The sequence below is a fragment of the Streptomyces fumanus genome (assembly GCF_014655295.1).
Classification (GTDB): domain Bacteria; phylum Actinomycetota; class Actinomycetes; order Streptomycetales; family Streptomycetaceae; genus Streptomyces; species Streptomyces fumanus.
The window spans coordinates 202,690-221,563 of sequence record NZ_BNBI01000012.1 but is presented as its reverse complement, the minus strand read 5'-3'; the positions used below and the strand labels follow the sequence as shown (position 1 = coordinate 221,563).

16 protein-coding genes are annotated in these 18,874 nt (G+C 74.2%); 13 read left to right on the top strand and 3 right to left on the bottom strand.

The window, feature by feature from the left end; genetic code table 11:
- The first annotated feature begins 280 nt into the window (after positions 1-280).
- Complete coding sequence (locus IE316_RS26550) at positions 281-2,533, top strand: putative bifunctional diguanylate cyclase/phosphodiesterase (protein ID WP_190207001.1); 2,253 nt, start codon at positions 281-283, stop codon at positions 2,531-2,533.
- Positions 2,534-2,996: 463 nt separating this feature from the next.
- Here IE316_RS26550 and IE316_RS26545 read toward each other — a convergent pair whose 3' ends face one another.
- A complete protein-coding gene (locus IE316_RS26545; protein ID WP_190207000.1) occupies positions 2,997-3,581 on the bottom strand; it encodes a TetR-like C-terminal domain-containing protein in 585 nt (194 codons plus the stop codon).
- An 87-nt stretch (positions 3,582-3,668) separates the two neighbouring features.
- Between IE316_RS26545 and IE316_RS26540 the strand changes: the two genes are divergently transcribed.
- The 11 genes from IE316_RS26540 to IE316_RS26490 all read left to right on the top strand — a co-directional run bounded on the left by IE316_RS26540 (position 3,669) and on the right by IE316_RS26490 (position 15,397).
- The gene (locus tag IE316_RS26540; RefSeq protein WP_190206999.1) at positions 3,669-4,037 is read left to right on the top strand and encodes a DUF4267 domain-containing protein; all 369 of its coding nucleotides are present in this window, start codon (positions 3,669-3,671) and stop codon (positions 4,035-4,037) included.
- A 129-nt stretch (positions 4,038-4,166) separates the two neighbouring features.
- A complete protein-coding gene (gene gatC / locus IE316_RS26535) occupies positions 4,167-4,463 on the top strand; it encodes an Asp-tRNA(Asn)/Glu-tRNA(Gln) amidotransferase subunit GatC (RefSeq protein WP_004925108.1) in 297 nt (98 codons plus the stop codon).
- A 6-nt stretch (positions 4,464-4,469) separates the two neighbouring features.
- Positions 4,470-5,969, top strand: a complete 1,500-nt coding sequence (gatA, locus tag IE316_RS26530; RefSeq protein WP_190206998.1) for an Asp-tRNA(Asn)/Glu-tRNA(Gln) amidotransferase subunit GatA — start codon at positions 4,470-4,472, stop codon at positions 5,967-5,969.
- A gap of 56 nt (positions 5,970-6,025) precedes the next feature.
- Positions 6,026-6,205: a hypothetical protein gene (locus tag IE316_RS26525; protein ID WP_229910564.1), complete on the top strand. Its 180-nt coding sequence runs from the start codon at positions 6,026-6,028 to the stop codon at positions 6,203-6,205.
- Positions 6,206-6,220: 15 nt separating this feature from the next.
- Positions 6,221-7,735 carry an Asp-tRNA(Asn)/Glu-tRNA(Gln) amidotransferase subunit GatB gene (gatB, locus tag IE316_RS26520; RefSeq protein ID WP_190206997.1) on the top strand — a complete coding sequence of 505 codons (1,515 nt, stop codon included), beginning with the start codon at positions 6,221-6,223 and terminating at the stop codon, positions 7,733-7,735.
- 221 nt (positions 7,736-7,956) lie between these two features.
- Positions 7,957-10,194 (top strand): MMPL family transporter, encoded by a 2,238-nt coding sequence (locus IE316_RS26515; protein WP_190206996.1) that lies wholly within the window; start codon positions 7,957-7,959, stop codon positions 10,192-10,194.
- Entirely contained in the window at positions 10,172-10,747 is a 576-nt protein-coding gene (locus IE316_RS26510) for a GNAT family N-acetyltransferase (RefSeq protein ID WP_190206995.1), read from the top strand. Before IE316_RS26515 ends, IE316_RS26510 begins: the two co-directional genes overlap by 23 nt.
- A gap of 35 nt (positions 10,748-10,782) precedes the next feature.
- A complete protein-coding gene (locus tag IE316_RS26505) occupies positions 10,783-11,334 on the top strand; it encodes a hypothetical protein (RefSeq protein WP_190206994.1) in 552 nt (183 codons plus the stop codon).
- A 196-nt stretch (positions 11,335-11,530) separates the two neighbouring features.
- Positions 11,531-11,722 carry a hypothetical protein gene (locus tag IE316_RS26500; protein ID WP_190206993.1) on the top strand — a complete coding sequence of 64 codons (192 nt, stop codon included), beginning with the start codon at positions 11,531-11,533 and terminating at the stop codon, positions 11,720-11,722.
- 344 nt (positions 11,723-12,066) lie between these two features.
- Positions 12,067-15,120: a helix-turn-helix transcriptional regulator gene (locus IE316_RS26495; RefSeq protein WP_190206992.1), complete on the top strand. Its 3,054-nt coding sequence runs from the start codon at positions 12,067-12,069 to the stop codon at positions 15,118-15,120.
- Positions 15,121-15,157: 37 nt separating this feature from the next.
- The gene (locus IE316_RS26490; RefSeq protein ID WP_190206991.1) at positions 15,158-15,397 is read left to right on the top strand and encodes a DUF6191 domain-containing protein; all 240 of its coding nucleotides are present in this window, start codon (positions 15,158-15,160) and stop codon (positions 15,395-15,397) included.
- 10 nt (positions 15,398-15,407) lie between these two features.
- Here the strand turns inward: IE316_RS26490 and IE316_RS26485 are convergent, their stop codons facing one another.
- Positions 15,408-16,583 (bottom strand): PQQ-dependent sugar dehydrogenase, encoded by a 1,176-nt coding sequence (locus IE316_RS26485; protein WP_190206990.1) that lies wholly within the window; start codon positions 16,581-16,583, stop codon positions 15,408-15,410.
- 127 nt (positions 16,584-16,710) lie between these two features.
- Positions 16,711-17,709 carry an aldo/keto reductase gene (locus IE316_RS26480; RefSeq protein ID WP_190206989.1) on the bottom strand — a complete coding sequence of 333 codons (999 nt, stop codon included), beginning with the start codon at positions 17,707-17,709 and terminating at the stop codon, positions 16,711-16,713.
- A gap of 110 nt (positions 17,710-17,819) precedes the next feature.
- Between IE316_RS26480 and IE316_RS26475 the strand changes: the two genes are divergently transcribed.
- A complete protein-coding gene (locus IE316_RS26475; RefSeq protein ID WP_190206988.1) occupies positions 17,820-18,782 on the top strand; it encodes a 2-hydroxyacid dehydrogenase in 963 nt (320 codons plus the stop codon).
- The last annotated feature ends 92 nt before the right edge of the window (positions 18,783-18,874 follow it).

Here is an 18,874-nt window from a genome sequence, read left to right as displayed (position 1 = left end):
CAAGGAACAGCCCTGTAATAGCGGTTGAAGGGCACCCGTTCGGCGCATATCAGTTGCATACGGGTGGCTGGGTCGCATTCGGGCGACCGTCGACGACCGGTGCCCGTGGAAGCCTTCCGCGGCCTACTGTTGAGATGTGCGCCTGCCGTGCCCATCTGCGGTCGGGGCATCCCCGTGCTCCCAGCGGGCGGGGGGACGGATTCTTCAACGCGGAGCCGTCGATGGCTGTCGGGCATCGGGCCGCGTGGCGTGGGCACCGCCGGCTGTGAGAGGGACGGGAATGGAACCGACCGAGAGCGCCGCTCCGGGCTCACGGCTGCGCATGCGTCGACTGGTCGACGCCGTGCGCGACAGTTGCTGGACCGGAGGGCCTTCGGAGGGTGTCGGCGACCGGGCGAGCGGCGCCGCACCGGGGAGCACGCCGACCGGGCGCGGCGCCGACCGGCCGGCCGCCGGGGGCACGCACGGCCTGCCCGGCACCGACACCGACGCCGAACGGCACCTGTCCTGGCCCGCGTTGCCCGCGGCGGTCGTCGCGGCCGCCGGGTTCGTCCTGGGCGCCGGGTTCTACCGGGCGTACACCGACGGCCACGCCCTCTTCCCGGCCGGCACCGCGGGCTGGGCGCTGGCGGTGCTCAGCGGCATCGTCGTCGGCCACCTCGTGATGCTCGGCCGCGCCCGCTGGTGGGGCGGCACCGGCTCCGGCGCCGCCCTCACCCTGGCCGTGCTGCTGCTGTACGGCTGGGTCCCGGCCGGCCTGGTCAGCCTCACCGTCGTCGTCCTGGTCGGCATCGCCCGCCGGGGCCGCTGGCGCCAGGGCGTGCTGCACGGCGCGGTCGACATCCTCGGCATCGCCGCCGGCGCCGCCCTGCTGGACGCCTGCGGCTCCGCCCCCTCCGTCGAGACCCCCTGGGACCCGGCCACCTGGACGGTGTCCGCCGCGCCCAAGGTGATCCTGGTCGCCGTCGCCTACCTCGCCGTCACCCGCACCCTGCTGTGGTACCTGCACTCCCCGCGCCCCGGGCTGCCCACCGTCGCCCGCACCGCGCTGGCCCGGCACGGCCTGGTCGCCATCGCGCTGCTCGGCATCGCCCCGCTGGTCTGCGTGGTCGCCGCCGCCCGGCCGGTGCTGCTGCCGCTGTTCGCCATCCCGCTGATCGCCCTCGACTCCACCCTGTGGATCGCCCGCGCCCGCGCCGAGGAACAACTGCGCGACCCGCTGACCGGACTGCCCAACCGGCAGTGGCTCCAGGAGCGCATCTGGACGGCCCTGGACGACGCCGACCGGGCCGGCGCCCGCAGCGCGCTGATGCTGATCGACCTCGACCGGTTCCGGTCGGTCAACGACACCCTGGGGCATCTGGCCGGCGACCGGCTGCTGCTCCAGATCGCCGACCGGCTGCGGCTGGCGCTGCCCCGCGGGGCGGAGGCCGCGCGGCTCGGCGGCGACGAGTTCGCCGTCCTGCTGCCCGTCGCCGACTCCGCCACCTCCGCGATCCGGGTCGCCCGGGGCCTGGTCGGCGCGCTCAGCTCCCCGCTCGACCTGGACGGGCTCACCCTCGTCCTGGAGGCCAGCGCCGGGGTCGCCGTCTTCCCCGACCACGCGCTGGACGCCGAGGGGCTGCTGCGCCGGGCGGACGTGGCGATGTACCAGGCCAAGCGGGACCGCACGGGCGTCGAGGTCTACGAGTCCAAGCGGGACTCCAACACCCCGGACCGCCTCGGCCTCCTCGGCGACCTGCGCCGCGCGCTGGACGCCCGTGAGGTGGAACTGCACTACCAGCCCAAGGTCGGCTTCGACGGGCAGGTCGCGGGCCTGGAGGCGCTGGTGCGCTGGGTGCACCCGGAGCGGGGCCGGGTGCCGCCGGACGAGTTCATAGCGATCGCCGAGTCCTCCGGACTCATGCCGCACCTCACCGAGTACGTGCTGGACACCGCGCTGGCCCAGGTCGCCCGGTGGCGCTCCCAGGGGCTGTTCGTGCCGGTCGCGGTCAACGTCTCGCCGCGCGATGTGCACACCCCCGGCTTCGCGGGCCTGGTCGCCGCCCGGCTGGCCCGGCACGGGGTCCCGGCGGGGGCGCTCCAGTTGGAGATCACCGAGCATGTGCTGCTGGAGGACCCGCAGCGCGCCGCCGACACCCTCGCCGGGCTGACCGGGCACGGGGTGAAGATGTCCCTGGACGACTTCGGCACCGGGTACTCCTCGCTGGTCCACCTGCGCAAGCTGCCGGTGAGCGAGCTGAAGATCGACCGGTCGTTCGTGGCGCGGCTGGCCGTCGACACCGAGGACGCGGAGATCGTGCGCTGCACGGTCGACCTCGCGCACTCGCTCGGCCTGCTGGTCATCGCCGAGGGCGTCGAGGACGACGAGACGTGGGAGCGGCTGCGGGACCTCGGCTGCGACGCCGTACAGGGCTGGCTGGTCGCGGCGGCGATGCCGCCGGACGAGACCACGGCGTGGCTGCGGGCGCGGGGCTCCCGCGGCTGGCAGCGGCCCGCCGCGGCCCTCCCGGCCGCGGCGACGGAGGACTGACCGGGGCCGCGGCGACGGAGGACTGACCGGGGCCGCAGGGACGCTGGACCGGCCGGGGGCGCGGGGACGCCGGACCGGCCGGGGGCGCGAGGACGCCGGACCGGCCGGGGGCGCGAGGACGCCGGACTGGCCGGGGGCGCGAGGACGCTGGACCGGCCGGGGGGCGCAGGGACGCTGGACCGGCCGGGGGCGCGGGGACGCTGGACCGGCCGGGGGCGCGGGGACGCCGGACTGGCCGGGGGCGCGAGGACGCCGGACTGGCCGGGGGCGCAGGGACGTTGCACCGGCCGGGTGCGCAGGGAGGCCGGACTGGCCGGGGCCGCAGGGACGCTGGACCGGCCGTTGGGCGCGGCGGCGGGGGACTGGCCGGCCTGCGCGGGGCTCCGTCCGGGGGCGGCCCCGCCCGGGGCCCGGCCGCGGGAACCGCTCCGTCCGAGGGGCCGCCCGCCCGCGGCCCCCGTCCTCAGCTCGCCCCGGCCGCGAAATGCCCCGTCAGCAGCGCCAGCCGGGCGGCGTGGGCCTCCTCGGGGAGGCGGCCGCTGCGGGTCAGGGTGGCCAGGCCGTGCAGGGCCGCCCAGTACGTCTCGGTGAGCAGCGCCGGGTCCTCGCCCTCGGCCGCGACCGGCGCCACCGCCCGGGACAGCTCCCCGAACGCCTCCCACAGCTCGGCCGGCGCCTCCGGCGTGGCGAACGGCAGCCCCACGTCGAGCGTGAAGATCGCGTCGTACAGCGCGGGCCGGCGCCGCGCGAAGGCCGTGTACGCCTCGCCCACCGCCGCCAGCGCCTCCCGGTGCCCGGAGACGGCGGTGCGCGCCGCCCGCAGCTCGGCGGCCAGCTCCGCGCACCCCTCCACCGCGACCGCCGCCATGATCGCCTCCTTGCCCTTGAAGTGGCTGTAGAGGACCGGCTGGCTGTACTCGATCTCGGCCGCCAGCCGCCGGGTGGTGACCGCCTCCCAGCCCTCGGCCTCGGCCAGCTCCCGCGCGGCCGCGACGATCAGCCGCTCCCGCTCCGCTCGTTCGCGCTCCCGGCGCTTCTGGATCGACATGACCGCGATGCTAGCAGCGCTAGCCAATCTGTCGGTGCTCTGCTAGCGTCGCTCTCAGTCCTAGCGCTGCTAGCAAGGAGATCCGGCATGACCGTGACCGCGTACACCCTGGCCGTCGTCCTCGACCTGTTCATCGTGTTCATCGGGGCCCGCTTCCTGCTCCGGCCCCGGCTCGCGGCGGCCGGGTACGGCGTGCCCGCCAAGCCCGCCGGGGACGCCGCCTACCTCGCGGTCAAGGGGGTCAGGGACCTCACCTTCGGCGTGGTGGGCCTGGCGCTGCTGATCTTCGCGGGGGCCCGCGCCGAAGCCTGGTTCCTGCTCGCGGTGGCGATCGCGCCGTTCGGCGACACCGTGATCGTGCTGCGCCACGGCGGGACCAGGGCGGTGGCCTTCGGCGTCCACTTCGCCACCGCGGTCGTCGTCCTGATCGGCGCGGCCCTGCTGTTCGCCGTCTGACCGGGTAACGGTCCGGTCGCCGAACCGGCCGACCGGGAAACCGTCCGCCCCGCAAACCGTTTAACGGCCGGAGGGCCGCGCCCCATAGGATTGGGCGAAACACACACTCTCACCCCAGAGGAACGCTGCATGCCTGGCATCACGCGCGAGGAGGTCGCCCACCTCGCCCGGCTGGCGCGTCTGGAGCTGAAGCCCGAAGAGCTCGATCACTTCGCGGGACAGCTCGACGACATCATCGGCGCGGTCGCCCGCGTCAGCGAGGTCGCCGACCAAGACGTACCGCCGACCTCGCACCCGCTCCCGCTGACCAATGTCATGCGGCCGGACGAGGTCCGTCCGTCGCTCACGCCCGAGCAGGCGCTCTCCGGCGCCCCGGCCCAGGAGCAGCAGCGTTTCAAGGTGCCGCAGATCCTGGGGGAGGAGTAACCCGCCATGACGGACAGCCCCATCATCAAGCTCACCGCGGCCGAGATCGCCGCGAAGATCGCCTCCGGTGAACTGACCGCCGTCGAGGTCACCGAGGCCCACCTGGCCCGGATCGAGGCCGTCGACGAGAAGGTGCACGCCTTCCTGCACGTCGACCGCGAGGGCGCGCTCGCCCAGGCCCGCGCCGTGGACGACAAGCGCGCGCGGGGCGAGAAGCTCGGCCCGCTGGCCGGCGTCCCCCTCGCCCTGAAGGACATCTTCACCACCGAGGGCGTGCCGACCACCGTCGGCTCCAAGATCCTCGAAGGCTGGATCCCGCCGTACGACGCGACGGTCACCCGGCGGCTGAAGGCCGCCGACGTGGTCATCCTCGGCAAGACCAACATGGACGAGTTCGCCATGGGGTCCTCCACCGAGAACAGCGCCTACGGGCCGACCGGCAACCCCTGGGACCTCACCCGGATCCCCGGCGGTTCCGGCGGCGGCTCCTCCGCCGCGCTCGCCGCCTTCCAGGCGCCGCTGGCCATCGGCACCGACACCGGCGGTTCCATCCGCCAGCCCGCGGCCGTCACCGGCACGGTCGGCGTCAAGCCGACGTACGGCGGCGTCTCCCGCTACGGCATGGTCGCCTTCTCCTCCTCCCTGGACCAGGGCGGCCCCTGCGCCCGTACGGTCCTGGACGCGGCCCTGCTGCACGAGGTGATCGCCGGGCACGACCCGATGGACTCCACCTCCATCGACGCGCCGGTCCCCCCGGTCGTGGAGGCCGCGCGCAACGGCAGCGTCGAGGGCATGCGGGTCGGCGTCGTCAAGCAGTTCCGCGGCGAGGGCTACCAGGCCGGTGTCATCCAGCGCTTCGACGAGTCGGTCGAGCTGCTGAAGTCGCTGGGCGCCGAGATCGTCGAGCTGGACTGCCCGTCCTTCGACCTCGCCCTGTCGGCGTACTACCTGATCGCCCCGTCCGAGTGCTCCTCCAACCTGGCCCGCTTCGACGGCCTGCGCTACGGCGCCCGGGTCGGCGACGACGGCACGCACTCCGCCGAGGAGGTCACCTCCCTGACCCGCGAGGCCGGCTTCGGCCCCGAGGTCAAGCGCCGCATCATGCTCGGCACGTACGCCCTGTCCAGCGGGTACTACGACGCGTACTACGGCTCCGCGCAGAAGGTCCGTACGCTCATCACCCGCGACTTCGAGAAGGCGTTCGAGCAGGTCGATGTGATCGTCTCCCCGACGACCCCGACCACCGCCTTCCCGATCGGCGAGCGCGCCGACGACCCGATGGCGATGTACCTCGCCGACCTGTGCACCATCCCCACCAACCTCGCGGGCAACGCGGCCATGTCGCTGCCCTGCGGCCTCGCCCCCGAGGACAACCTGCCGGTGGGCCTGCAGATCATCGCCCCGGCGATGCGCGACGACAGGCTCTACAAGGTCGGCGCGGCCGTCGAGGCCGCCTTCGTGGAAAAGTGGGGCCACCCGCTGCTTGAGGAGGCTCCGTCGCTGTGAGCAAGCTGTCGAAGGCCAAGGGCTTCAAGAAGTCCAAGAACGGCCTGTACCTGTCCATGGCCACCACCGCGTTCGGCGCGTTCAGCGTCGCCAAGCAGGCGAAGCTCGCCCGCGCCGAGAGCGACACGCTCCGCCTGGTCGACGCCGCCGTGTCCGCCGCCGCCATCGTCACCGGCCTCGCCATCCTCTACCGCGAGCTGAAGCGGCTGGGCGACGACGACGTCCTGCTGGGCTGAGAGGGAAGTTTCACCGTGACCACCACGACCGACCTGGTGTCGTACGAGGACGCGCTCGCGTCGTACGACCCCGTCATGGGCCTCGAGGTCCATGTCGAACTCGGCACCGCGACCAAGATGTTCTGCGGCTGTTCGACGGCGCTCGGCGCCGAGCCGAACACCCAGACCTGCCCGGTCTGCCTCGGCCTGCCCGGCGCGCTCCCGGTCGTCAACGCGACCGGCGTCGAGTCCGCCATCAAGATCGGCCTCGCGCTGAACTGCGAGATCGCCGAGTGGTGCCGCTTCGCCCGGAAGAACTACTTCTATCCGGACATGCCGAAGAACTTCCAGACCTCCCAGTACGACGAGCCGATCGCCTTCAACGGCTACCTCGACGTGCAACTGGAGGACGGCGAGACCTTCCGCGTGCAGATCGAGCGCGCCCACATGGAGGAGGACACCGGCAAGTCGACCCATGTCGGCGGCGCCACCGGCCGGATCCACGGCGCGTCCCACTCCCTGCTCGACTACAACCGCGCCGGCATCCCGCTCATCGAGATCGTCACCAAGCCGATCGAGGGCGCGGGGGAGCGCGCGCCGGAGGTCGCCCGGGCGTACGTCCGTGAGCTGCGCGAGGTGATCCGCGCGCTCGGCGTCTCCGAGGCCCGCATGGAGATGGGCCAGATGCGCTGCGACGTCAACCTGTCGCTGCGCCCGCACGGCACCGAGACGTTCGGCACCCGCTCGGAGACCAAGAACGTCAACTCGCTGCGGTCGGTCGAGCGCGCCGCCCGCTTCGAGATCCAGCGGCACGCCGCGGTGCTCTCCTCCGGCGGCACGATCGTCCAGGAGACCCGCCACTTCCACGAGGACACCGGGTCCACCACCTCCGGCCGGGTGAAGGAGGAGGCCGAGGACTACCGGTACTTCCCCGAGCCCGACCTGGTCCCGGTCGCCCCGTCCCGTGAATGGGTCGAGGAGCTCCGCGCCGCGCTGCCCGAGCTGCCGCTGGTGCGCCGCAACCGGCTGCGCGAGGAGTGGGGCATCTCCGGCACCGACATGCAGGCGATCCTCAACGCCGGTGCGCTGGACCTGATCGTCGCCACCATCGAGGCCGGGGCCGACGCGGCCGCCGCCCGCAAGTGGTGGATGGGCGAGCTGGCCCGCAGCGCCAACGAGTCGGGCAAGCCGCTGGACGACCTGGCCATCACGCCCCGGCAGGTGGCCCGGGTCACCGAGCTGGTCGCCAAGGGCGATCTGAACGACAAGCTGGCCCGCCAGGTCATCGAGGGCGTCCTGGCCGGCGAGGGCGAGCCGGACGAGGTCGTGGAGAAGCGCGGCCTGAAGGTCGTCTCGGACGAGGGCGCGCTGTCGGCCGCCGTGGACGAGGCGATCGCCGGCAACGCCGGCATCGTCGCCAAGATCCAGTCCGGCAAGGTCGCCGCGGCCGGTGCCCTGGTCGGCGCCGTCATGAAGGCGACCCGCGGCCAGGCGGACGCGGCCCGGGTCAAGGAACTGATCCTCCAGAAGCTGGGGGTCGAGGAGGGCTGACACCCCGTCACCCCACCCGCCCGGAGGGGCGCGCCGGCCGACCGGTGCGCCCCTCCGGGCGGGTCAAGGGCCGGTGCTGTGAGGAAGCCCACGAAACCCGCAAAGGATCACGTTCGCCTGTAAGAGTGACAACGCATCGCTCTTGCGTTCTTTGCGGGCCTTTCCGTCCATGCACGGCTGTTCCCGGTCAAAGATCCACCTCCACCACTGGGAGCACGTCCGTGGCAGCCCTCGCACGCTGGTGTGTCCAACGCCGCCTGGTCACCGTCCTGCTCTGGCTGCTCGCCCTGGCCGGCACCACCGCGGGCGCCGCCGCGCTGGGCTCGGCGTACTCCAACGACTACGGCGTCCCCGGCACCGAGTCCGACCGCGCCGCCCGGCTCCTCGACGCCGGCTTCCCCGGCCGCGGCGGCGACAGCGACATCCTCGTCTGGCACACCGGCCCCGACGCCGGGACCGTACGCGCCGCCGCCGTCGAACAGACCATGACCCGCACCCTCGACCGGGTCGGGGACCTCCCCGGCGTCGCCTCCGTCACCAACCCCTACGACGACCCCGGCACCCCTTCGGTCAGCGAGGACGGCCGCACCGCGTACGCCGTCGTCACCTTCGACCGGCAGGCCGGCGACATCCCCGACAGCCAGGCGCGGGCCGTCGCCGACGCCGCCGCGGCCGCCCGCGCCGACGGCCTCCAGGTGGAACTCGGCGGCGCCGCCGTCTCCGTCGCCGAGGCCCCCGGCGGCCACCTCGCCGAGGCGGTCGGCGTGGCCGTCGCCGCCGTCGTGCTGTTCCTCGCCTTCGGCACCCTCGCCGCCTCGCTGCTGCCCATCGCCACCGCGCTGGTCTCCGTCGGCACCGCCTACGCCGGCATCACCCTGCTCGGCCACGCCATGACCGTCGCCGACTTCGCGCCCATGCTCGGGACGCTGATCGGCCTGGGCGTCGGCATCGACTACGCCCTGTTCATCGTCACCCGGCACCGGCGCGGCCTGAAACGCGGCCTGAGCGTCGCCGACGCCGCCGCCGAGGCCGTGGCGACCACCGGACGGGCGGTGGTCTTCGCGGGCGCCACCGTGTGCGTCGCCCTGCTGGGCATGCTGATCCTCCGGCTGAGCTTCCTCAACGGTGTCGCGGTGGCCGCCTCGCTGACCGTCGTCCTCACCGTCGCCGCCTCGGTGACCCTGCTGCCCGCCCTGCTCTCCTTCATCGGCCCCCGCGCCCTGAGCCGCCGCGAGCGGCGCCGGCTCGCCGAACACGGGCCCCGGCCGGACCTGCCGACCGGGTTCGCCGCCCGCTGGTCGGCGCTGGTGGAACGCCGGCCCAAGCTGCTCGGCGCCCTCGCCCTGATCGTCGTCACGGTCCTCGCCCTGCCCACCCTCGGCCTGCGCCTGGGCACCTCCGACCAGGGCAACGACCCCCGGGGCTCCACCACCCGCGCCGCCTACGACCTCCTCGCCGAGGGCTTCGGACCCGGCGTCAACGGCCCCCTCACCCTGGTCACCGAGGTCGGCGGCGCCGAGGACCGGCTCGCCCTGGACTCCCTCGACACCTCGCTGCGCGCCACCCGGGGCGTCGCCTCGGTGACCCCGGTGACGTACAGCTCCGGCGGCGACACCGCCTACCTCACCGTCGTCCCCGACTCCGCCCCCCAGTCCCGCGCCACCAGCGACCTCGTCGACCGGCTGCGCTCGCAGGTGCTGCCCCGCGCCGAGCACGGCACCTCCCTCGACCTCCACGTCGGCGAGGTCACGGCCGGACACGACGACTTCGCCGCCGTCGTCGTCGGCAAGCTCCCCCTCTTCGTCGGGGTCGTCATCGGCCTGGGCTGCCTGCTGCTCCTGCTGGCCTTCCGGTCCGTCGGCATCCCGGTCAAGGCCGCCGTGATGAACATCGCCGCCGTCGCCGGTGCCTTCGGCGTCGTCGTGGCCGTCTTCCAGTGGGGCTGGGGCAGCGAACCGCTCGGCCTCGGCAGCGCCGGCCCGATCGAACCCTTCCTGCCCGTCATCATGGTCTCCGTCCTCTTCGGACTCTCCATGGACTACCAGGTCTTCCTGGTCAGCCGGATGTACGAGGAGTGGCTGGAGACCGGCGACAACCGGCGGGCGGTGCGGGTCGGCCTCGCCGAGACCAGCCGCGTGATCAACTCCGCGGCGGTCGTCATGATCTCCGTATTCCTCGCCTTCGTCCTCAGCGGGGACCGGGTGATCGCCATGTTCGGCATCGCGCTCGCCGCCGCCGTCGCCCTGGACGCCTTCGTCCTGCGCACCCTGCTGGTGCCGGCCCTCATGCACCTGCTCGGCGACGCCAACTGGTGGCTGCCCCGCGCCCTGGACGCCCGCCTGCCCCGGATCAGCATCGAACCGCCCGAATGCCGCCGCGCCGCCCATGAGAGGCTCACGGACGTCGTGAGCACGATGGAGAAGGAGCGGCAACGGGATGTACGCGATATCACTGGGTGACGACGGAGCCGAACTGCGCCCCCTGGAGCCGTGGCACGCCGAGGAGTTCCTCGCCCACATGGACCGGGGCCGGGAGTTCATCACCCGGCACATCCCCTTCGGCTCCACGGTCACCGACACCGGCTCCGCGCGGGACCTGCTCACCTCCTACGCGCAGAAGCGGGCCGCCGACAGCGGCTCCATGCACGGGCTGTGGCTGGACGGCAAGCTCGTCGGCGGCCTGCTGTTCCGGGTCTTCGACGCGGCGACCGGCGTCTGCGAGATCGGCTGCTGGCTGGAGCCGGCCGGCACCGGCAAGGGCCTCGTCACCCGGGGTGCCCGCGTCCTGATCGACTGGGCGTTCGAGGAACGCGGGATGCACCGCGTGGAGTGGTACGCCTCCTCCGCGAACACCCCCAGTGTGAACGCCGCCCGCCGGCTCGGAATGACCCGCGAGGGCGTCCTCCGGGAGAGCTACCCGTACCGTGGGGTGCGGCAGAACCGCGAGGTGTGGGCGGTCCTCGCGCCGGAATGGCGCGCGGCCCGGACCCGCACCGCTCACAACGATCATTAAGGGACCTCTCAGAGAGCGTCCGTACGGTGCGAGGCATGGGAACGGAAACAGTGGACGAGACCGCGGCCGCGACGAAGGCCGACGAGGACAGGGCGGCGGAGAGCACGGACGCCGCCGGCACGGCCGAGGCGGAGCAGGCACCGGAGGCCACGGACGGTGAGACGGCCGCGGCGGAGACCGAGCCGGCCGGCCCCTCCGGGGTCGGGCAGGGCGCCGGGGCCGTCGTCTCCGCCGGGCTCGGCATCGTGTCGCTGACCGGCAGTTGGGTCGGCACCGTCGCCTCCGCCCGGCAGTCGCTGCTCGGCCAGCTCGAGACCTCCTCGTCCTCGGACATCGCCACCATGATCGACAAGGGGTACGGCAACGCCTGGCACGCCACCGCCCTGTGGGGCGGCATCTTCGCGCTGGTCGCGCTGGTCGTCGGCGTCGTCGTGCTGGCCCGGCCCGCGTTCGGCGCGCCCGGCCGGCCGCAGGCCCCGTGGATCAAGTCGGTCTCCTGGGCGGGCGTCGCCCTCGGCGTGATCGGCCTGCTGCTCGCGGTGCTGAAGTACACCGACGTCCTGCTCGGCGTGCCGTCGGCGGGCTGACGCCCGCACGGCCCCTGAGGGGTCTTAGACCGCCCGGCGCGCGAGGCCGGCCGGCCTAAGACCCCTTCGTCGTGTCTAAGGCCCCGGCGCGCCGCCGAAGATGCGGAACTCACCCGATGCGGCGGGCCCGCCTCAAAGACGAGGGTTGAACCATCGCAGCCAGCGAGAACGACCCTTCTCTCACCGAGGAAGTGCCATGCACGCCGCATACGACCTTCAGCAGTTCCGCACCGCCGACCTGATCCGCCGCGCCGAGCGGGAGCGGCTGGCCCGCGAGGCCCTCCGGGCCCGCCGCGCCGCCCGCCGGGCAGCGGCCCGGCACACCGACGACCGGGAAAGCCATACCACCACCGCCCCGCGCCGCCACGGCTCGCCTCGCGCGGCGTGATGGGGGTGGGGGGTGAGCCGGGGGTGTCTCGGGGGGCTTCGGGGGGTGCGGCTGGGGGTGCTTCGGGGGCCTCGGCGAGTGTCTCCGGTGGTGTCTCGGGGGCCTCGGCGAGTGCCTTCGGGGGTGCCTCGGCAGGTGCCGGGGCGGGGGCTCGGCCGACCGTTGGTGGGGTTGGCGGCGGGGCTGACGGTCCCGCCGCCGGTCTCGCCCCCAGCCCGGTCGCCGACCCGGTCCCCGCCCGGCTCGGTGGTCCGGTCGCCGAGTCGGGCGGTGGGCGTGCCGGGCGCGCGGTGGTCGTTCCCGTGGCGGGGAAATCCGGTGCCGTGGGGCGTGGGGGGCGTGCGATGCTCGGGGGCGTGGAGACCAGGTCCGTCAGCCGTGTGTTCGTCGGCCGTGCCGAGGAGCTGGCGGTGCTCGGCGACGCGCTCTCCCGGGCCGCCACCGGCGCCGAGCCGCAGGCGCTGCTGCTCGGCGGGGAGGCCGGCGTCGGCAAGACGCGGCTGGTGGAGGAGTTCGCCGCCGCCGCCCGCGACCGGGGTGCCGTCGTCGCCCTGGGCGGCTGCGTGGAGATCGGCGCCGACGGGCTCCCGTTCGCCCCGTTCTCCACCGCGCTGCGCGCCCTGCGCCGGGAACTGCCCGAGGACCTCGCCGCCGCGGCCGCCGGCCAGGAGGACGAACTCGCCCGGCTGCTGCCCGAACTCGCCGGGCCGGCCCCCGCCGGCCGCACCGACCGGCACGACGAGGAGGGCACCGCCCGCCTCTTCGAACTCACCGCCCGCCTCCTGGAACGCGTCGCCGCCCGCCACCCGGTCGTCCTCGTCCTGGAGGACCTGCACTGGGCCGACACCTCCACCCGCCACCTCCTCGCCTACCTCCTGCGCACCCTGCGCACCGGCCGCCTCGTCGTCCTCGCCACCTACCGCTCCGACGACATCCACCGCCGCCACCCGCTGCGCCCGCTGCTCGCCGAACTCGACCGGCTCCGCACGGTCCGCCGCCTCGACCTCGGCCGCTTCACCCGCGAGGAGGTGGGCCGCCAGATCGCCGGCATCCTCGACACCGAACCCGAGGCCCGCCAGATCGACTGCATCTTCGAACGCTCCGACGGCAACGCCTTCTTCGTCGAGGAACTCGCCGTCGCCGCCCACGAGGGCTGCCGCACCGGCCTCTCCGACTCGCTGCGCGACCTGCTGCTGGTCCGGGTCGAGGCGCTCCCCGACAGCGCCCAGCGCGTCGCCCGGGTCGTCGCCGAGGGCGGCTCCACCGTCGAGCACCGGCTGATCGCCGCCGTCGCCGGACTCGCCGAGGACGACCTCCTGGACGCCCTGCGTGCCGCCGTGCACGCCAACATCCTGCTGCCCGCCCCGGACGGCGACGGCTACCGCTTCCGCCACTCCCTGGTCCGCGAGGCCGTCAGCGACGACCTGCTGCCCGGCGAGCGCTCCCGCCTCAACCGCCGCTACGCCGAGGCCCTGGACGCCGACCCGACCCTGGTGCCCGCCGACGAACGCGTGCTCCGCCTGGCCAGCTACTGGTACCGCGCCCATGACGCCGCCCGGGCCCTGCCCGCCGTCCTGGACGCCTCCGTCGAGGCCCGCCACCGGCACGCCTACGCCGAACAGCTCCGCCTGCTCGAACGCGCCATGGAACTGTGGGACGCCGCCCCCGAGGAGGTCCGCGCGGCCCTGCGGCCCCTCGCCTGCGCCGAGGCCCGCCGCGCCTACGGCTGCGACCGGACCGCCCCCGTCCTGTGCTACCTCGACCTGCTGGCCGAGGCCGCCATCGCCGGCAAGCTCAGCGGCGAACGGGAACGCGCACTAAAGATCACCAAGCGGGCCCTGCACCTGCTGGACGAGGAGCCCGAGCCCCTGCGCGCCGCCTGGTTCTGGACCCAGCGGTCCGTGCTGATCCAGGCGCAAGGCCGCGGCGACGGCTGGCGGGAGATCGGCATCGCCCAGGAACTGGTCCGCGGCCTGCCGCCCTCCCACGTGCACGCCGAGGTGCTCGCCATGGCCGCCAACTGGGCCATGCTCCACGAACCCGGCCCCGACGCCGTCACCGCCGCCGAGCGCGCCGTCGACTACGCCCGCATGGTCGGCGCCGCCGACATCGAACTCAACGCCCGCCTCACCCTCGGCGGCCTCATGGTCGACGCCGGCCGGATCGACGCCGGGCTGGCCGAGATGTACGAGGTCACCGAGGCGGCGGTGGCCCGGGGGCGGTCCGCCGTGGTGGCCCGCAGTCATGTCAACCTCCCTTCCGCCCTGGAGGGCATCGGCCGCTCCCGGGAAGCCGTCGCCCTGCTCCGCCAGGGCATCGACCTCACCCGCCGGATGGGCCTGGTCGAGTCCGAGGCGTGGGTGTGGGGCAACCTCGCCGATTCGCTGACCGTCCTGGGCCGCTGGGACGAGGCCGTCGAGGCGGCCGGCCGGGCCCGCGCCGTCACCCAGGCCGCCACCCCGCTCGGCGGCGCCGCCCTCAAGTGCGCCGTCATCGCCCTCGCCCGCGGCGCCACCGACGCCGCCGCCCGGCTGCTCGCCGAGGCCCGCACCGCCTACGGCACCCACGACCCCATGCCGCAGAACACCCTCCCCCTGGCCCTCGTCACCCTCGGCCTCGCCGTCGCCGAGGGCCGCCTGGCCGACGCCCGCGCCGGACTGCTCCGCGTGCTGGACGCCGGTTTCCCGCCCGGCACCCAGCGCTACGCCTGGCCCCTGCTGGCGACCGCCGCCGAGGCCGAGGCCGACGCCCGCCACCTGCCCGCCGCCGAGGAGGGCCGGGACGAGATCCTGCGGCGGCTGCGCACGGCCGCCAAGTCCCTCACCACCGGCGCCCCCGTCTGGGTCGCGCACGACAAGTGGGTCCGCGCCGAACTCCACCGCGCCGAGGGCCACGACACCCCCGGGCCCTGGGCGGAGGCCGTCACCGCCTTCGAGGCCCTGGAACGCCCCTACGAACTGGCCCGGCTCCGCCGCCGGTTCGCCGAGGCACTCCTCGCCACCGGCGACGAACACGACCGCGACCGCGCCCGGGAACTGCTGCGCCTGGCCCACGCCGTCGCCGGCCACCTCGGCGCCCGCCCGCTCGCCGACGCCGTCACCCTGCTCGCCCAGCGCGCCCGGCTCCCCCTCGGCCGCACCGCCGAGCCGCTCACCGGCCCGGCCGACGGCCTCGGTCTCACCGGCCGGGAACGCGATGTGCTGCGCCTGGTCGCCGACGGCCGCACCAACCGCCAGATAGCCGAGGAGCTCTTCATCTCCCCGAAGACGGCCAGCGTCCATGTGTCGAACATCCTGACCAAGCTCGGTGTCTCCGGCCGCGGCGAGGCGGCGGCGGTGGCCCACCGGCTCGGCCTGTTCCCGGCCGCCGAGGCCGTCACCTCCGAATCGTCGGCCTGAGGCTTACGCTGAAGGGACACCGGCCGAGGGAGGTCCCGTGTTCAACGCCTTCGAGGAGCTGTTCGCACCTGGGCGCAAGCACACCCGTGACGAGCAGAACCGGCTGGAGCTGACCCGGGAGGACGTCGGCGACGGCGACGCCGGACGCGGTCCGATAGATCTCACCTCCGGGAAGGTCGTCGTACGACTGCCGAAGCAGCAGGAGACGGAGTCGGGGTCCGAGTCCGAGGACGCCGACGCCGACGCCACGGAGAAGCCCGAAGCGGCCGGGGACTGAAGAGGAGTGGCTACTTCACCGTCAGCTCCAGGACGCGGTCGTCCCCCTTCTTCGGGTCGCCCCGCCCGTCCGTGTTGCTGGTGACCAGCCACAGCTTGTTCCCGCCGGCCGCGACCACCGTGCGCAGCCGGCCGTACTCGCCGTCCAGGAAGGGCTGGGGGTCGGCCGCGGCCCGGGTGCCCTTCAGCGGGACCCGCCACAGCTTCTCGCCGCGCAGCCCCGCCATCCACAGCGAGCCCTCGGCGTAGGCGACCCCGCTGGGGGAGGCGTCGTCGGTGCGCCACTGGGCTATCGGGTCGTGGAAGGCGTCGTCGCCCGACCGGCCCTCGGCCTCGGGCCAGCCGTAGTTGTCACCCGGCCTGATCGCGTTCAGCTCGTCCCAGGTGTCCTGGCCGAACTCGGAGGCGAACAGCCGCTGCTTGGCGTCCCAGGCCAGGCCCTGCACATTGCGGTGGCCGTAGGAGTAGACGGGAGAGTCCGGGAACGGGTTGCCCGGGGCCGGCTCGCCCTCCGGGGTCAGCCGAAGGATCTTGCCGCCGAGGGAGTCCCGGTCCTGGGACAGACCGGTCTCGCCGCTCTCGCCCGTGCCGACGTACAGCATCCGGTCCGGGCCGAAGGCGATCCGCCCGCCGTTGTGCACGAAGCCCTGGGGGATGCCCTTGAAGACCGTGTCCGGGGCACCCAACTGCTCGCCGGACGGCTTCGCCGGGTCGTACAGCATCCGGACGACGCGATTGTCCGAGGCGGAGGTGAAGTACGCGTAGACCATGCGGTCCGCCGCGTGGTCGGGGGAGAGGGCTATGCCGAGCAGACCGCCCTCACCGGCCGCGGAGACGCCGGGCACCTCGCCCACCTCGGTCTTCTCGCCGGTCTTGCCGTCGATCCGGGTGAGGGTGCCCTCGTCCCGGGAGGAGACCAGCAGGTCCCCGCCGGGCAGCGCGGCGAGACCCCAGGGGCTGTCCAGGCCGGTGGCGACGGTACGGCCCACCGTCACCGAGCCCTTCGCGGGCGCGGCCTCCTCCGTGGGCCGCTGCGCGGGCGACGACCGCGGGGACGCGGTGCGGTCCCAGGGGGCGCTGCCCACACCGGCGGAGGAGTCGCCTCCGCCGCTGGAGGAGCAGCCGGCCGTCAGCAGAAGCGCGGCGGCGGCCCATACGGCCGCCCCTGCTCGGCATTGCACGATCATGGTCCCTTCGACGCGGCGAGTTCTCCTTGTCTTACACCGCTCGCGCCTCCCAGGTTCCCGATCACGCCGCCCCGAACCGGTCACCCCCGCGACACGGACCCGGCTACCCCCCCAACCCCCGACCCGGCTACTCCCACGACCCCAGCGCCGCCGGCAGCGCCCCCACCTCCGCCAGGTCCTCCGCGGTCAGCCGCAGCGCGGTCGCCGCGGCGTTCTCCGTCACCCAGCGCTCCCGCTTGGCACCCGGCACCGGGATCACCTGGCGGCCCTGCGCCAGCACCCAGGCCAGCGCCACCTGCGCGGGCGTGACCGCCTCCCCGTGCCGGGCCGCGATCCGGCGCAGGCCCACCACGATCGGCTGGTTGGCGGCCATCATCTCGGCGGTGAACCGGGGGTGCCGGGCCCGCAGGTCGTCCGGTTCGAAGCCCGCCCCGGGCCGCAGCGTGCCGGTGAGGAACCCGTTGCCCAGCGGCATCGCCGCGAGGAACCCGACACCCCGCGCCTGGCACCACGGCAGCAGCGTCTCCAGGGCCTCCGGCGACCACACCGACAGCTCGGCCTGCACCGCGCTCACCGGGAAGACCTGCTGCACCCGCTCCAACTGCCGTACCGTCGCGTCGTACAGCCCCGCCCTGCCCCGCCGCGCCGACCGGGCACCGACCGCGCACAGCCCCAGTGCCCGCACCTTCCCGGCCCGGACCAGTTCCGCCATCGCGCCCCAGGTCTCCTCGATGGGGACCTCCGGGTCGGGGCGGTGCAACTGGTAGAGGTCGATGACATCGGTCTGGAGCCGGCGCAGCGAGGCGTCGCAGGCCCGTCTGACGTACCCGGGGCGGCCGTTGGCCACGATGTGCTGGTCGCCGACGAGCAGACCGACCTTCGTCGACACGAAGGCGTCCGCCCGCCGCTGCCGCAACACCCGCCCCAGCAGCAGCTCGTTGGTGAACGGCCCGTACATGTCGGCGGTGTCCAGCAGGGACGAGCCCAGGTCCAGCGCCCGGTGCACGGTCCTGAGCGACTCGTCGCCCCGCTGCCGCGACGCGCTGTACGCCCAGCTCATCGGCATGCACCCCAGCCCGACGGCCCCCACCGCGAGTGCCGACGCGCCGATCGTCCTGCGCTCCACCTGGTCGTGACCCTCCCTCGTTAGGCCACCCCAACCTAACCTCTGCGGCTCCGGCCGCCTGACATAGCCTCCTGACCATGAGGGCTGCCGCCTGACATAGCCTCCTGACCATGAGTGCTGACGTGTGGCTGCCCATCCCGCCGGACGAGATCGAGGGGCTCCCCGCGGGCCCCCGGTACCTGTTCTGGGACGGAGGCGAGGACGGACGGCAGGAGTTCCCCGGCGACCCCGCGGAGTGCGTCTTCTACGTCGTGCCGTACATGACGCCGCTGCCCGTGCGGGTCCGGCCGCTGGCGCACCTGAGCGGTGTGCGGGTGGTGCAGACGCTGACCGCCGGCGTCGACGACGTCATGGGGCCGGTCTCCGCGCTCGGGCCGGGCGTACGGCTGTGCAACGCGCGCGGTGTGCACGAGGCCAGCACCGCCGAACTCGCGCTCACCCTGACCCTCGCCTCGCTGCGCGGCGTCCCGGGCTTCGTCCGGGCGCAGCAGCAGGAGCGCTGGGAGGGCGGTTTCCACCCGGCGCTCGCCGACCGGTCCGTGCTGATCGTCGGCTACGGAGCGATCGGCTCCGCCATCGAGGACCGGCTCACTCCATTCGAGGTCGCGCGGGTGGCGCGCGTCGCGCGCTCCGCGCGCACTACGGCGCGCGGGCCGGTGCATCCGCTCACCGATCTGCCCGCGCTGCTCCCGGACGCGGACGTCGTCATCCTGGCCACGCCGCTCACCGAGACCACCCGCCACCTGGTGAACGCCGATTTCCTGGCCCGGATGAAGGACGGCGCCCTGCTGGTCAACGTCGCCCGCGGCCCGGTCGTCGAGACCAAGGCGCTCCTCGCCGAACTGGAGAGCGGCCGGCTCACCGCCGCCCTGGACGTCACCGACCCCGAGCCGCTGCCGCCCGGCCACCCCCTGTGGCAGGCGCCGGGCGTACTGATCAGCCCGCACGTCGGCGGGCCGTCCTCGGCGTTCCGGCCGCGCGCCCGGAGGCTGCTCGCGGACCAGTTGACCCGTTTCGTGAACCGCGAGCCCCTGCGCAACGTGATCCTTACGACGGGGGAGTCGGGCGGGTGATCCGGACATCCGGCGCCTCGGGTGCATTCCGCACGTGACCGGTGCGACCGGCGCACCCGTCGCAACAACCGCGTAATCGGCGTCGGGCACCC

What these genes read in the sequence shown, in the direction of transcription:
- IE316_RS26510 (WP_190206995.1), top strand. Translation starts at nt 10,172, where the DNA reads ATGTACGCGATATCACTGGGTGACGACGGAGCCGAACTGCGCCCCCTG.
- IE316_RS26505 (WP_190206994.1), top strand. Translation starts at nt 10,783, where the DNA reads ATGGGAACGGAAACAGTGGACGAGACCGCGGCCGCGACGAAGGCCGAC.
- gatC (WP_004925108.1), top strand. Translation starts at nt 4,167, where the DNA reads ATGCCTGGCATCACGCGCGAGGAGGTCGCCCACCTCGCCCGGCTGGCG.
- IE316_RS26545 (WP_190207000.1), bottom strand. Translation starts at nt 3,581, where the DNA reads ATGTCGATCCAGAAGCGCCGGGAGCGCGAACGAGCGGAGCGGGAGCGG.
- IE316_RS26525 (WP_229910564.1), top strand. Translation starts at nt 6,026, where the DNA reads ATGGCCACCACCGCGTTCGGCGCGTTCAGCGTCGCCAAGCAGGCGAAG.
- IE316_RS26485 (WP_190206990.1), bottom strand. Translation starts at nt 16,583, where the DNA reads ATGATCGTGCAATGCCGAGCAGGGGCGGCCGTATGGGCCGCCGCCGCG.
- gatA (WP_190206998.1), top strand. Translation starts at nt 4,470, where the DNA reads ATGACGGACAGCCCCATCATCAAGCTCACCGCGGCCGAGATCGCCGCG.
- IE316_RS26550 (WP_190207001.1), top strand. Translation starts at nt 281, where the DNA reads ATGGAACCGACCGAGAGCGCCGCTCCGGGCTCACGGCTGCGCATGCGT.
- IE316_RS26500 (WP_190206993.1), top strand. Translation starts at nt 11,531, where the DNA reads ATGCACGCCGCATACGACCTTCAGCAGTTCCGCACCGCCGACCTGATC.
- IE316_RS26475 (WP_190206988.1), top strand. Translation starts at nt 17,820, where the DNA reads ATGAGTGCTGACGTGTGGCTGCCCATCCCGCCGGACGAGATCGAGGGG.
- IE316_RS26495 (WP_190206992.1), top strand. Translation starts at nt 12,067, where the DNA reads ATGCTCGGGGGCGTGGAGACCAGGTCCGTCAGCCGTGTGTTCGTCGGC.
- IE316_RS26540 (WP_190206999.1), top strand. Translation starts at nt 3,669, where the DNA reads ATGACCGTGACCGCGTACACCCTGGCCGTCGTCCTCGACCTGTTCATC.